This window comes from Synechocystis sp. PCC 7509 (assembly GCF_000332075.2).
Lineage (GTDB): Bacteria > Cyanobacteriota > Cyanobacteriia > Cyanobacteriales > Chroococcidiopsidaceae > Aliterella.
The window spans coordinates 2,111,503-2,123,780 of sequence record NZ_ALVU02000001.1 but is presented as its reverse complement, the minus strand read 5'-3'; the positions used below and the strand labels follow the sequence as shown (position 1 = coordinate 2,123,780).

Sequence of the window (12,278 nt, the reverse complement as noted above, 5' to 3'; positions counted from 1 at the left end):
TAATTGCCAACCTATTTACCAATTAACTGTTAGTTTTTAATTGTAAGGATTTATTACAAAAGCTAATATAAATAAAAAATGGTTATTTGGTTAAAAACACTTAGAGAAGCGATCGCCAGTTGGTGGGCAGATTTTACCCTCCAGACAAAGCTACTGGCGGCGGCAACTTTAGTTGTTTCCTTAATTATGAGCGGGCTTACCTTTTGGGCAGTCAATACTATTCAACAAGATGCGCGGATAAATGACACCCGTTTTGGTAGCGATTTAGGTTTGCTTCTAGCTTCCAACGTTGCGCCATTAGTTGCCGAAAATAATCTCACAGAAGTTGCTCAGTTTTCCCAACGCTTTTATAGCAACACTTCTAGCGTCCGCTATATGCTATACGCCGACGAAGCGGGAAAAATCTTTTTTGGTATTCCTTTTTGGCAACCAGAAGTGCAAACTTCTTTAAGTATTGCTCGCCGCATTAATTTACCCGAAAATTATGCCGCCAATTCCGAAATTCCGATGGTACGTCAACACGTTTCACCCGATGGCGAAGTTACGGATGTATTTATTCCTTTGTTGCACGAAGGTAGGTACTTAGGAGTTTTAGCGATCGGTACTAATCCTAATCCTACGGTGGTAACGTCTTCAAATCTAACGCGGGATGTGACGATCGCAGTTTTTGTCTCGATTTGGGTAATGGTAATACTGGGAGCGGTTTCTAACGCTTTAATGATTACTCAACCAATTAAAGAGCTATCAACGGGAGTTAAAAATATTGCGGCGGGAAACTTTAAGCAACGCATAGATTTACCTTTGAGTGGGGAATTGGGAGAATTGATTTTTAGCTTCAATGAAATGGCAGAAAAGCTAGAAAGTTACGACGAGCAAAATATTGACGAATTGACGGCGGAAAAAGCCAAGTTAGAGACATTGGTTTCAACTATTGCCGATGGTGCGGTGCTATTAGATGCCGATTTGCGGGTGATTTTAGTTAACCCTACCGCTAGGCGAATTTTTGGCTGGGAAACCTCGGAAGTAGTGGGAGTAAATGTACTCGATCAGTTACCCTCCGAGGTGCGAGGAGAATTATCGCGTCCCTTATATCAAATAGCCTCTGGAGAGCGCGATAGTGCGGAGTTTCGGCTAACTCTTAGCGATCCAAGCGATCGTACGGTACGCATTCTTTTAACGACAGTAGTTAATCAGCAACGGGAAAGTATCAAAGGTATTGCTGTTACTGTTCAAGATATTACCCGCGAAGTAGAGCTAAATGAAGCAAAAAGTCAGTTTATTAGCAATGTTTCCCACGAACTAAGAACTCCTTTATTTAATATCAAAACTCACATCGAAACTCTGCACGATTACGGGGAAGAATTGACAGAAGCCGAGCGTCGGGAGTTTTTGGAAACCGCCAACCACGAAACCGATAGGCTGGCGCGTTTAGTCAACGATGTTTTAGACTTATCACGCTTGGAATCATGCCGAATCTATCATTTTGATGGTGTAGACTTGGCGCAAGCAGTGGAGCAAACCTTACGCACCTATCAACTAAATGCGAGGGATAAAGGGATTGAGCTAGTGCAGGAAATCTCTAGGGATTTGCCTGCTGTATTAGGGAATTACGATTTACTCCTGCAAGTTTTTACAAATTTAGTTGGTAATGCACTTAAATTTACTCAGCAAGGGGGAACTGTTGCAATTCGCGCTTATTTGCTTCCCGAAACTATCAACGAACATTCTCATACTGTCGCCGAGCGAGTCCGCATTGAAGTTTCGGATACGGGGATTGGTATAGACACCGAAGATCAACAAGCAATCTTCGAGCGCTTTTTCCGAGTAGAAAACCGCGTCCATACTTTAGAAGGTACAGGTTTAGGACTGTCAATTGTCCGCAATATTGTTGACAAGCATCACAGCGCGGTACATCTGGTTAGCGAGGTTGGTGTAGGGACAACTTTTTGGTTTGATTTAGCTGTATTTGTAGAACAACCATTGTCAACGGCTAATCTCTCGCTTATGGATGCCATCAGCAAGACCTAAAAATTGCCGCGATCGCCTAAACTGATCGAGATTGTCATGTAGGTAGTTATTAATTAACCAAAACAATAACTTTTAGTGTAAAAAGGTGAAAGCTTTAACAAACTAAATGCTCAATCGCCGTCAATTTCTCCAGATCGCTGCTACTACTTGCGCCTTAGCAACACCCCTAAAAATAGCCACAGCAAAAAGTCGCCCGCTATTAAAACCCCCTCGCCTAAAACCTGGGGCGATTGTAGGGATTATTAGCCCTGCCAGCGCTACTTTTGTCCGGGAAGAACTAAATATAGTTTTAGATGCCGTGCGGGGTCTGGGACTTGTGCCTAAACTTGCCCCTCATGTTGGCGATCGCTATGGTTATTTAGCAGGTAGCGACAAAGATCGCGCCGCAGACATCAACCAATTTTTTCAAGAGGCGCAAGTGAGCGCTTTGTTACCTATTCGCGGTGGTTGGGGATGCAGCCGCATTTTGCCTTATTTAGATTATGAAATTATCCGCCAAAACCCTAAAATTATTATTGGTTTTAGCGATATTACCGCCCTAATTTTAGCAATTAACGCCCGTACTCAATTAGTAACTTTTCACGGGCCTAATGGTCTAACTTCGTGGCGAACCTCTCAAACTGAGTCTTTCCGCCGCGTGTTATTTGCGGGAGAAGCTGTAACGATCGCAAATCCTAAAGATGGCGACGATGGAGATCGTTTAATGCAGGTAAAAAATCGCATTCAAACTATTACCCCAGGCAAGGCTCAAGGTAAACTTATTGGCGGAAACTTGTCTGTGTTATCGGGAATTGTGGGTTCTTTGTACTTGCCTGATATGGCTGGGGCAATTTTATTTTTAGAAGATACAGGCGAAAATATTTACCGTTTAGATCGCTTGATGACTCACCTCAAAATTGCTGGAGTATTTGACAAACTAGCAGGGTTTATTTTTGGGCAATGTCCGGGCTGTACGCCAGATGCTGACTATGGTTCGTTGACTTTAGAAGAAGTGGTTTGGGGTCATATTCAACCATTAAAAATCCCTGCTTATTACGGCGCTGCGATTGGTCACTTAGAAAACATCGTTACCCTACCCATTGGTTTAGAGGTTGAAATTGATGCTGTAGCCGGAAGTATTAAGATGCTAGAATCTGCGGTTATTTAGACAAGTTTTTAGATATTTTTATGCTGTTTCTAGATAATTTTTTATAAAGCGCGATCGCACTATCGCAGAAAAATATTACTTAGGAGGCGATCGCATTTCACAAACAGCCTGTAATCTTCACAAAACTCGCTCTAATAGTAAAGTCGAGCCGCCGCTACTCAGCTTGGTTGAGTTTTGCTCTCAGGATAGCTTCTACTTCGCGTGTAGGGTCGTCAAGGTCAAAGGGGTAAGGCTATTGAACTGCTACGCGATCGCGCGGTTGTTAAAAAACTCAAAGAATATAAGCGATCGCTCCTTATTGCTGCGGTTATAGATAAACTAGAGATTAAGAAATGTAGTGTAAGACTATGCCTGCTAAAGATGTCTTTCACAAAGCCGTGCGCCACGCTCTAGAAAAAGATGGTTGGACAATTACTCACGATCCTCTTTTATTACGCTATGAGTTAGGCAAACTATATATTGACCTGGGAGCCGAGAAAGTGTTAGCCGCAGAACAAGCAGGTAAAAAGATTGCCGTAGAAATCAAAAGCTTTGTTCAAAACTCTGCTATTTCAGAATTTTATACTGCCCTCGGTCAATTTATTAGTTATCGGACACTTTTACTAGAGCAATACTCAGAACACATCCTCTATCTTGCTGTACCTGTTGATACCTATACTTCCTTTTTTACTACTCAACTTGCCCAAAGTATTATTAGCAGCCAACAATTAAAACTGATTGTCTATCAACCACAACAGGAGGTTATCGAGCGATGGCTAAACTAGAGCAATACCGCGAAAGTGTACAGAAACTTTTACAAGAATATGCCGATCTTAGTCGTGACGATCGCACGGTTGAAACTGAACTTATTTTTGACACGATTAGAGATCATTATCAAATAGTCCATGTCGGCTGGCAGGATGAAAGGCGAATTTATGGCTGTATTCTGCACTTAGATATCAAGGATGGAAAAATCTGGCTTCAGCACAACGGGACAGAGAGTGATATTGCTAAAGAGCTTGTAGAAATGGGAGTACCAAAAACTGATATTGTTATTGGCTTTCATTCTGCCTTCAAACGTCAATTTACCGAATATGCTGTTAGTTAACATTTTTTACATTGCTTTGATAGCGCGATCGCGCTTTGCCGTAGAAAAATATTACTTGGGATGCGATCGCTAAACTGTAATCTAACAGAATTATTAGATGTACTCAGCCCACAGCGAAGCAAAACGTTCCGCCGTCCATCCAACTAAATCTGACACTTGACCGTCGCCAATTTCTACAACTCGTTTGCAACCATCTTGGCGCTCTATCACGTCTACCGAAAAGAACTTACTATTAATTCGTTTAGCGCACTCCTCAACAATCTCTGGAATTTCTTTATCTGGCAATGGAGCAAAGGATTTACCATCTATAACAAAGTAACGTTTCTCTGTTTCTAAAATAAAGTCTTCAACTTGTCGAATGCAAAGACCACCCTCAATATTGTTCCTAAACTTTTGCAAAAGATATCATCACCCGCTACCAGTTACTTAAGGGACGCAAAGCTCGTTATGTGCCGGGTTGGGATTGTCACGGGTTGCCGATTGAACTTAAAGTTTTGCAGAATATGAAGCAAAGCGATCGCCAAGTTGATATTTCCCACAAGGACTTTGGCATCGACCACAACCGTTGTATCTCTGCAATCGTTGCGTTCAAGTCTGCGATGAAATTGAAGGGGCGCATACTTGGGATATGGCGGGGAGAGGAACAAATTCTCATGTAATTACTGACTTAAATCAACCTTGGGGAACGTCCCAAAGTTGTACTTCCTGCGGCAAATGTGTCAATGCTTGCCCAACGGGAGCGCTTTTTTATCAAGGTTTTAGCGTCCGGGAAATGAAACGCGTGCAGCGAAGCTATCCCGAAGGGAATCGCGCTAAACTAGACTTTCTCATTACCGCACGAGAGAAAAAGCAATGGAATTTCTGAAAAAATCAATCTCTCTGTTTCCCCTCATCGCACTGACATTGTTTAGCACAGTGGAAATAGCAAGAGGTCAAAAAACCTCTCCACCCGTTAATACTTACACTCAATCTGTAACTCGTGAAGTTTTAGCTAGTGGTTATCCCAGCGATGCCGAGGGTCGGATTTTGGAGTTGGTGCGTTATACAATCCCATCGGGCGCTAATCTCCCGCCTCATACCCATCCAGGAATGCAGATTGAGCGCGTTGAATTTGGGACGCTCACTTATACCGTTGTTAAGGGATCAGCCAAAATTATTAGAGTCAATCGCACCGAAGAAATTCTTAAAGCTGGACAAACAACCCTTCTCAAAGTTGGCGATTCATTGATTGAACCAGCGAAAATGGTACATTATGGCAAAAATGAGAGTGCCAGTATTGTTATTCTGCTTTCTGCCTCTTTATTTGATGCCAAGCAACCCAAAGCAATTTTGACTAATCCCTAGATAGCAACACAGCTATAAGCGATCGCCCTTTTCCTCACAAGTTCCTCAAGTTATTTCCCTACAACCATTACTAGAGGCGTAATGCTGATACCAAGTTGCGATCAGAGGTAGTAGAGTAGTAAAACAGAGAAACTTGGAAAAGGGAAATGGATATGTGGGTCAAGTAACGAAAGCCTGTTCTCACTTAGAAAAGGAGACAATCAAGCAAAAAATAAAGTTAGCGTCCTCTCATTGGGATAGACAAAAATGGCTTGTGATCTACAATGCACTAGCAGACCCTAGACTATCGGCTCAGATTGCGCGTCATTGTGGGGTGTCCCAAGGATTTGTCAGAAAAGTAATTCAGCAATATAACCGCACTGGAGAAATTGGATTATCTACTCCAGGCAAAGGAGGTAGACGTAATTGCTATTTAAGTTGGGATGAGGAAAAACAACTAATAGATGGGTTTAAAGAAAAAGCCCGTCGTGGTCAAATAGCCACCGCAATTCAAATTAAACTTGCTTAGGAACTTAAGTGTGGTTTTCCAGTACCTAAGACGACAATTTATCGCTGATTAGAGAGGCATCAATGGCGCAAAATTGTGCCAAGGTCTTCTCATCCAAAAAAAGACCCTAGTGCCATTGATGAATTTAAAAAAACTTCTCGTCTTTAGTTAGGCAAATAAATCAAACCAGGAATCCATCTGATACTAGACCAATAGTATTAATGGCGGGAGATGAGGGTAGGTTTGGGCGTATAGGAGAAGTCAGAGCTTGCTGGTGTCCAAAAGGTATGCGTCCAATTGTACCTAAGCAACAAGTTAGACAATAGGTTTACGCTTATGCCGCCGTTGCACCCCAGTTAGGTTTGTAGATAAATTTAGTTCGCGCTTTGCCAGTCCCTCTAATGCCGATTTTGTAATCCGGCGAAAGCGATCGCTATCCACTTGATCGACAATCCGATCTTTAATCACCTCTTCTGTTAAATTACGCGCGTACATATCCCGCAGCATTTTTTCAATTTGATTGGCGGGAAAGACATCGCCCAAGACGTTAAAAACTTTCCCCGTCCGTTCGGGGTCGAGGTCTGCTTCAATTTTTTGGATGCGCTCGAATAGCTTCCAAAACACGCTACCTTCGCGGGTATTAGTAGAGACAAAGTTAAAAATTAAGCAATCCTTTTCCTGTCCGTAACGGTGGATTCTCCCCATCCGTTGCTCTAAGCGCACGGGATCCCTAGGAATGTCGTAGTTAATCATCAGCCAACAAAACTGAAGGTTGATGCCCTCTCCGGCGGCTTCGGTTGCTACGAGAATTTGACAGCTTTCTTTAAATTCGCGCTCGGCATAAATGCGACTATTAGGAGTATTGCGATCGCCTACTTTCATGCCCCCATGAATCTGGGTCACGCTTAGTCCCCACTGTTTGAGCAAGCCTAAAGGACGCTCGTGTTTACCATCACCAGCAAGAAAATCAAGGGTATCTTTATGCTCGGTGAAGATCAGCAATTTCATTTTGGGATCATTAAAGAAACCCTCTTTTACCAATAATTGCTTTAAACGCTGTAACTTGGACTCTATTTCACGGTTTTCTAGGTCTTTGGCTAGTTTAACTAGCTTATTTAGCGTTCTAATTTCATCTTGTAGGGCAATGGGATCGACAGACGCTACAACGTTTTCTAGGTCATACTAAGTTGTGATCAGAGGTAGTAGAGTAATAAGAGCAAGAAAATTGTGAAAGATAAATGTATATATGGGTCAAGTAACGCAAGCTTATCCTCATTTAGACTTAGAAATGGTCAGGCAGAAAGTAAAGTTAGCATCATCCCATTGGAATAAACAAAAATGGCTGGTGATCTACAATGCCCTAGTAGACCCTAGAACCTCCGCCGAGATAGCGCGTCATTGTGGAGTGTCTGAAGGATTTGTGAGAAAAGTAATTCAGCAATATAATCGCACTGGAGAAATTGGATTATCTACTCCCGGCAAAGGAGGTAGGCGTAATTGTTATTTAAGTTGGGACGAGGAAAAACAACTAATAGATGGGTTCAAAGAAAAAGCCCGTTGTGGTCAAATAGCCACTGCAATTCAAATCAAACTTGCTTAGGAACTAAAATGTGGTTTTCTAGTGCATAAGACGACAATTTATCGATTGTTAGAACGACATCAATGGCGTAAGATTGTGCCAAGGTCTTGTCACCCGAAAAAAGATCCTAGTGCCATTGATGAATTTAAAAAAACTTCTCCAGCTTGGTAGAGCAGATAAATCAAACCAGGAACCCATCTGATACTAGACCAATAGTATTGATGGCAGGAGATGAAGGGAGGTTTGGGCGGATCGGAGAAGTCAGAGCTTGCTGGTGTCCACTAGGTGTACGTCCAATTGTACCTAAGCAACAAGTCAGACAATATGTTTATGCTTACGCCGCCGTAGCGCCTCAATTAGGCTTAATGACTTGCTTAATTTTACCCTACGCTAATACTAAGATGATGAATTTATTTTTGGCGCAAGTTTCTAAAGAATTTGACGATTATTTTGTGATTTTACAACTGGATAAAGCTTCTTGGCATCGTTCTAACTGTTTAACAGTTCCCGAAAACATCCGGTTGATTTTTCAACCCGCCTATAGCCCAGAGTTAATGCCTGTTGAACATATCTGGGAGGACATTCGCGAAAATCATTTTTATAATCAAGCCTTTTCATCTCTAGCACAAGTAGAAGATGTTCTGTGTCAAGGCTTGCTTGAACTTTCTTCTAGTTGTGAGCGCCTGCGTTCAATGACTTACTTTTCTCATCTTAAAATACTACCTCAGACTGCAACTTAGTATGACGAGCGTTTTCAAAATTTTATCCCTTGTTAAGCAATATTTCGCCAACAGTGTCTACACTGTATCTGCCTCTATTACGTCAGGAGTGTCTCGTCGCTAATGCTTTTTCTTCACTTAGTGTTATTCGGTCATAGCTCTGAAAAAATCAACGAAATTTTGTAACAAAATCCAGCTACAGTTCTATCTGTGCAAATCTTTTGGTATAGTACAGTTTCTGTTTGAGTTGGTAACCTATCGTCAAATCTTTGCATTTCCTAAACTTTTTATTTACCTATTAATACTTTTCAGAAATCATTTAGGACTTTTATATTGTGCTTTTGTTGTTAACCTCATAGTCGGGAATAACAAGTTCAATATTTCGCAATTTACTCCGGGTGTATCCGCTTAAACCCAGCAGTACACCACAGAAAGCAAAGAGGGTGTATTGCAAGGCGATCCCAGAACTGTAATCATTACCAAGTAAGCCGCCAAATGTATTTGCTAGAATCCCTCCAGGCAGCATAGCAGGCTGGAAAAATTTGTCAGCCAATGGTCCAGCGATCGCAAGTCCCATTGGTGCAGCAAGCTGGGTAAGCAAATAACGATTAGCAAAGACTCGTCCTTGTACTTCTGGTGGGACTTTAGATAACCAGATTGCTTGCTCTGAACTACTAATAGATGACCAAAATACGGCGGTGAAAAAACCAGCTAATATCCAAGTTGCGGGTAAATTTCCTAATCCAAACACTACCATACAGCCATAACTTAATACTGTTCCTAGCAACATCCCATGAATGCGGCGTTTAAACCCACCCCACACACTCAGCGATACCGCACCAATTACACCACCCAGACCGATCGCAGATTGGACGCTGGCAAATACTGCGGTGTTGTTATGACTGCGGGACAAAATTAATGAGGCGTGGATACCAGAAATTGCGTAATCAAGGAAGTTGAAAATAAGGAGAAATATTAGTAGCGATCGCAAGCTAGGATTTTTTAAAATGTAGCGCCAACCGAAAGTTAGATTTTGCCAAAGTTTTTGTTGTTCTGGTTCTCGCTTAACGACAGGTTGGGGGATTTGGACAAAATATATTGTGCAGATAGCGATCGCAAAAGTAGAAATATCAATAGTCAAAATACCTTGCAGACCAATCTGATAATAAAGCGCTCCGGCTAGTCCTGGGGCAATGATATTTGAACCAAATTGTCCCACATGATTGCACAAAGCCGCCGCTCGCGTGTAATGTTGTTTGGGTACAAGCGCCGATATAGAAGCGGAGTATGCTAAATGCTGAAAATAACCAAATAGTCCGCTAAAAGCTGCGGTAATGTAGAGATGCCAAATTTCTAGGCGATTGGTTGTCAGGAGGATAAATATAGCAATAGTTGATATCCCGGCGGCGGTATCTCCTAAGATCATTAGTAATTTGCGATCACACCGATCAACTAATATGCCTGCAAACATTGCTGCTATTAATCTAGAAATTTGGGTAAAGAGGATAATCAAAGATAATGATGTAGCTTTACCTGTAATATTCCACGCCCAAATAGTTATAGCAAAATTAGTCATTTCTGAGCCAAGTATAGAGGCTACTTGACTTGCCCAAATAATTACAAAGGTGCGGAGATTAGTTTTTTGAATATCTGCGGCATTCAAAATTTATATCCTGTACTTACAGCTTTGCTAAAGGCAGGATGTTCTTGCCAAGTTTTACAAATATTTTCAGTAAAAACCCACATATTGAGATTAATTGCCGTTGTAATTGTTCGTGCTTGATGCCACCAAAAAGCCGGGATAAAAAGTATATCTCCTGCCTGTAATTCAGCTTCTAATCCACTAATTTCCTTGAAACTAGGAAATTTATCTAAATCTGGTTTTTGGGGATCAATGGGACTTGACCATAATTCGTCATCAATCTTGACAATCGATAACTTTTCATACTCCTCTGGTGGAAAAAGTAAAAATGTTTTTTTTCCAAATATTTGAGCATTAAAGTTGTGATAGTTATCATTATGAATTGTTGACTTTTGATTAGTAGCACCAATCCATAAACGTATTTCATTGCCGCTATTTTCCGGCAAGTAGTTAGGAAAACTAAAATGAGATTTAATTTTGTCAAAATACTGTTGAGTTAGCGGTGAATTGAGGGGAATATTACCTAGATAGGCTGGGCGCTGTCCATTTATATCGGTTGAATTAATGCTATCTATATATTCAGCGATTGATATTACTTTTGATTCTTTCGATTGCCCAAAGAAAACATCAATTTCATTATCACTAGCTCTTAGAGGTGCAGCTACATCACCAAACATATCTTTAAACATTTCGGGTTGCCATAAAGAAGATGCTGACCACTCATTAGCAACACCAGAAATAATTACTGGTTTACTTTGTAAGCCAAACTTTGTTTGGAATTCAAGAACTGATGGGTTTTCAATACGCTGGATAGGTTGAATATTCATAACTCTTTTCTGGGTATTACTTTTACAACAAGCCGCCCAATTGCAAGTCACTAATACTGTCTTGAACAGCCCGAACTATACAATTGATATCTTCATCTGTATGGGCTGTAGATAAGAATCCGCTACCACCTCTACTTAATATGCCTTTGTGAATTAAATGATAAGATAATAGGCTTAATCCCAAAGATGATGAATCGCTAGAATTGCTACTTGATGTCGAATTAGCAGCCCCAAACACCGAACCAAAACTGATCAGTTTAATAGGTATTTCTCCAGATTCAAAATAAGTATTTAAGGTTTGAATAAACTGGGTTGTACGCTGATTTAGCTGGGTTTGTAAAACTGCTCCCTGATCTTTAAGGTGTTGTAGTACAACTTTTGCGGCGGCTAAGGATAGAGGATGTTTGCAATGCGTACCTGCAAAAAAAGTTTGCTTAACTTGAGGATAAGAAGAATCGCCATAACTCCACATTCCGCCATCAATTTTATCCATATATTTAGCTTTACCAGCAATAACGCCAATGGGCATTCCGCCACCGATAATTTTGCCGTAGGTAGCTATATCGGCGGTAATATTAAACCAATCTTGCGCGCCGCCAGGATGAATGCGAAAGCCTGAAACCATTTCATCAAAAATTAAAGCAATGTCTAATTGAGTTGTTAATTGCCTTAATTGATGGAGAAATTCACGCGGTTGAAAATCAATCCGGCTACTTTGGACTGGTTCAACTAAAATAGCTGCTAATTCATTTTTGTTTGCTTTGATAATATCGAGCGATCGCCAATTGCCATAATCTAAAACTAAAACATCTTCTGCAAAATTCGGTGGTGTACCTGAATCTACGGGAACGGTAGTGAAATTACCATTTATTTCTTTGGTTTCAACTAACGTGCCATCAAAATGACCGTGATAAGAACCGGAAAATATAGCAATTTTGTGACGATTTGTAGTAGCTCTAGCAATACGAATTGCGGTCATAATTGCTTCTGTACCTGTATTACTAAAAGCAACTCTTTCCATACCTGTCATTTCAGTAATTAACTGTGCTACTTCGCCCGCTAATTCTGTTTGTACTCCTAAGTGAGTGCCTTTATCTAATTGTTCTAAGAGTGCGGCTTTGATAAAAGGGGGATTGTGACCAAATAGGTTGATACCAAACCCCATAACAACATCAATATATTCGTTGCCGTCTGCGTCCCAAATTTTAGAACCAAGAGATTTTTTAGCAACTATGGGATAGCATATTTCTTTAAGTGCTAGGTTAAAACCTGCGGAAACTCGGTTATCGGCTAAGGTAGCACGGTGAATTTGAGCAAGTTGTTTAGATGTTTTGGTGCGATCGCTATATTGAGCGATAAACTCTGATAAATAGTTGCTTTGGACGTTTGGCGATACAGGAGAAATACTTTTTTGCATG

At 41.0% G+C, this 12,278-nt stretch carries 14 protein-coding genes and 3 pseudogenes; 12 read left to right on the top strand and 5 right to left on the bottom strand.

Annotated elements, in window-relative coordinates; genetic code table 11:
* The first annotated feature begins 78 nt into the window (after positions 1–78).
* The 4 genes from nblS (at position 79) to SYN7509_RS0210735 (ending at position 4,262) form a co-directional block, all read left to right on the top strand.
* Positions 79–2,028, top strand: coding sequence for a two-component system sensor histidine kinase NblS (gene nblS / locus SYN7509_RS0210750; RefSeq protein ID WP_009631405.1), 1,950 nt, complete (start codon positions 79–81; stop codon positions 2,026–2,028).
* 106 nt (positions 2,029–2,134) lie between these two features.
* Positions 2,135–3,175 (top strand): S66 peptidase family protein, encoded by a 1,041-nt coding sequence (locus SYN7509_RS0210745; RefSeq protein ID WP_009631406.1) that lies wholly within the window; start codon positions 2,135–2,137, stop codon positions 3,173–3,175.
* A gap of 347 nt (positions 3,176–3,522) precedes the next feature.
* Positions 3,523–3,939: an element excision factor XisH family protein gene (locus SYN7509_RS0210740; RefSeq protein ID WP_009631407.1), complete on the top strand. Its 417-nt coding sequence runs from the start codon at positions 3,523–3,525 to the stop codon at positions 3,937–3,939.
* A complete protein-coding gene (locus SYN7509_RS0210735) occupies positions 3,927–4,262 on the top strand; it encodes a XisI protein (RefSeq protein ID WP_009631408.1) in 336 nt (111 codons plus the stop codon). Before SYN7509_RS0210740 ends, SYN7509_RS0210735 begins: the two co-directional genes overlap by 13 nt.
* A 93-nt stretch (positions 4,263–4,355) precedes the next feature.
* Here the strand turns inward: SYN7509_RS0210735 and SYN7509_RS0210730 are convergent, their stop codons facing one another.
* Positions 4,356–4,661: an ATP-grasp domain-containing protein gene (locus tag SYN7509_RS0210730; protein ID WP_009631409.1), complete on the bottom strand. Its 306-nt coding sequence runs from the start codon at positions 4,659–4,661 to the stop codon at positions 4,356–4,358.
* On the opposite strand from SYN7509_RS0210730, the pseudogene SYN7509_RS30670 reads away from it, so the two are divergent.
* The 5 genes and pseudogenes from SYN7509_RS30670 to SYN7509_RS31730 all read left to right on the top strand — a co-directional run.
* Positions 4,661–4,921: pseudogene (locus tag SYN7509_RS30670) on the top strand (class I tRNA ligase family protein); the annotation flags it as partial. The gene SYN7509_RS0210730 and the pseudogene SYN7509_RS30670 overlap by 1 nt on opposite strands.
* A complete protein-coding gene (locus SYN7509_RS28460; RefSeq protein WP_009631410.1) occupies positions 4,891–5,127 on the top strand; it encodes a 4Fe-4S binding protein in 237 nt (78 codons plus the stop codon). The pseudogene SYN7509_RS30670 and the gene SYN7509_RS28460, both read left to right, overlap by 31 nt.
* Positions 5,115–5,606 (top strand): cupin domain-containing protein, encoded by a 492-nt coding sequence (locus tag SYN7509_RS0210720; protein WP_009631411.1) that lies wholly within the window; start codon positions 5,115–5,117, stop codon positions 5,604–5,606. The genes SYN7509_RS28460 and SYN7509_RS0210720 overlap by 13 nt, the downstream gene beginning before the upstream one ends.
* Before the next feature lie 154 nt (positions 5,607–5,760).
* Positions 5,761–6,114, top strand: a complete 354-nt coding sequence (locus SYN7509_RS0210715; RefSeq protein ID WP_009631412.1) for a helix-turn-helix domain-containing protein — start codon at positions 5,761–5,763, stop codon at positions 6,112–6,114.
* A gap of 60 nt (positions 6,115–6,174) precedes the next feature.
* Positions 6,175–6,261: pseudogene (locus SYN7509_RS31730) on the top strand (hypothetical protein); the annotation flags it as partial.
* Between the two features lie 147 nt (positions 6,262–6,408).
* On the opposite strand, the gene SYN7509_RS0210705 reads toward SYN7509_RS31730, so the two are convergent.
* A complete protein-coding gene (locus SYN7509_RS0210705; RefSeq protein WP_227501552.1) occupies positions 6,409–7,167 on the bottom strand; it encodes a helicase-related protein in 759 nt (252 codons plus the stop codon).
* 172 nt (positions 7,168–7,339) lie between these two features.
* On the opposite strand from SYN7509_RS0210705, the gene SYN7509_RS0210700 reads away from it, so the two are divergent.
* From SYN7509_RS0210700 to SYN7509_RS25665, 3 genes and pseudogenes are all read left to right on the top strand, one after another.
* Positions 7,340–7,693, top strand: coding sequence for a helix-turn-helix domain-containing protein (locus SYN7509_RS0210700; protein ID WP_009630723.1), 354 nt, complete (start codon positions 7,340–7,342; stop codon positions 7,691–7,693).
* An 18-nt stretch (positions 7,694–7,711) separates the two neighbouring features.
* A pseudogene (locus SYN7509_RS31725) lies at positions 7,712–7,843 on the top strand (winged helix-turn-helix domain-containing protein); the annotation flags it as partial.
* On the top strand, positions 7,837–8,412 hold the full coding sequence (locus SYN7509_RS25665; RefSeq protein WP_227501491.1) for an IS630 family transposase: 576 nt from the start codon (positions 7,837–7,839) through the stop codon (positions 8,410–8,412). The pseudogene SYN7509_RS31725 and the gene SYN7509_RS25665, both read left to right, overlap by 7 nt.
* A 307-nt stretch (positions 8,413–8,719) precedes the next feature.
* On the opposite strand, the gene SYN7509_RS0210685 is transcribed toward SYN7509_RS25665, so the two are convergent.
* From SYN7509_RS0210685 to SYN7509_RS0210675, 3 genes are read right to left on the bottom strand one after another with little or no spacing between them, the layout of a single operon-like run.
* Positions 8,720–10,054 (bottom strand): MFS transporter, encoded by a 1,335-nt coding sequence (locus tag SYN7509_RS0210685; RefSeq protein WP_009630725.1) that lies wholly within the window; start codon positions 10,052–10,054, stop codon positions 8,720–8,722.
* Positions 10,051–10,860 carry a cupin-like domain-containing protein gene (locus SYN7509_RS0210680; RefSeq protein WP_009630726.1) on the bottom strand — a complete coding sequence of 270 codons (810 nt, stop codon included), beginning with the start codon at positions 10,858–10,860 and terminating at the stop codon, positions 10,051–10,053. Before SYN7509_RS0210680 ends, SYN7509_RS0210685 begins: the two co-directional genes overlap by 4 nt.
* 22 nt (positions 10,861–10,882) lie before the next feature.
* Positions 10,883–12,277: an aspartate aminotransferase family protein gene (locus tag SYN7509_RS0210675; protein WP_009630727.1), complete on the bottom strand. Its 1,395-nt coding sequence runs from the start codon at positions 12,275–12,277 to the stop codon at positions 10,883–10,885.
* Between the last annotated feature and the right edge of the window lies 1 nt (position 12,278).

Coding starts and splice junctions, on each gene's coding strand:
- SYN7509_RS0210700 (WP_009630723.1), top strand. CDS start 7,340: ATGGGTCAAGTAACGCAAGCTTATCCTCATTTAGACTTAGAAATGGTC.
- SYN7509_RS0210735 (WP_009631408.1), top strand. CDS start 3,927: ATGGCTAAACTAGAGCAATACCGCGAAAGTGTACAGAAACTTTTACAA.
- nblS (WP_009631405.1), top strand. CDS start 79: ATGGTTATTTGGTTAAAAACACTTAGAGAAGCGATCGCCAGTTGGTGG.
- SYN7509_RS0210745 (WP_009631406.1), top strand. CDS start 2,135: ATGCTCAATCGCCGTCAATTTCTCCAGATCGCTGCTACTACTTGCGCC.
- SYN7509_RS0210680 (WP_009630726.1), bottom strand. CDS start 10,860: ATGAATATTCAACCTATCCAGCGTATTGAAAACCCATCAGTTCTTGAA.
- SYN7509_RS28460 (WP_009631410.1), top strand. CDS start 4,891: ATGGCGGGGAGAGGAACAAATTCTCATGTAATTACTGACTTAAATCAA.
- SYN7509_RS0210720 (WP_009631411.1), top strand. CDS start 5,115: ATGGAATTTCTGAAAAAATCAATCTCTCTGTTTCCCCTCATCGCACTG.
- SYN7509_RS0210740 (WP_009631407.1), top strand. CDS start 3,523: ATGCCTGCTAAAGATGTCTTTCACAAAGCCGTGCGCCACGCTCTAGAA.
- SYN7509_RS0210675 (WP_009630727.1), bottom strand. CDS start 12,277: ATGCAAAAAAGTATTTCTCCTGTATCGCCAAACGTCCAAAGCAACTAT.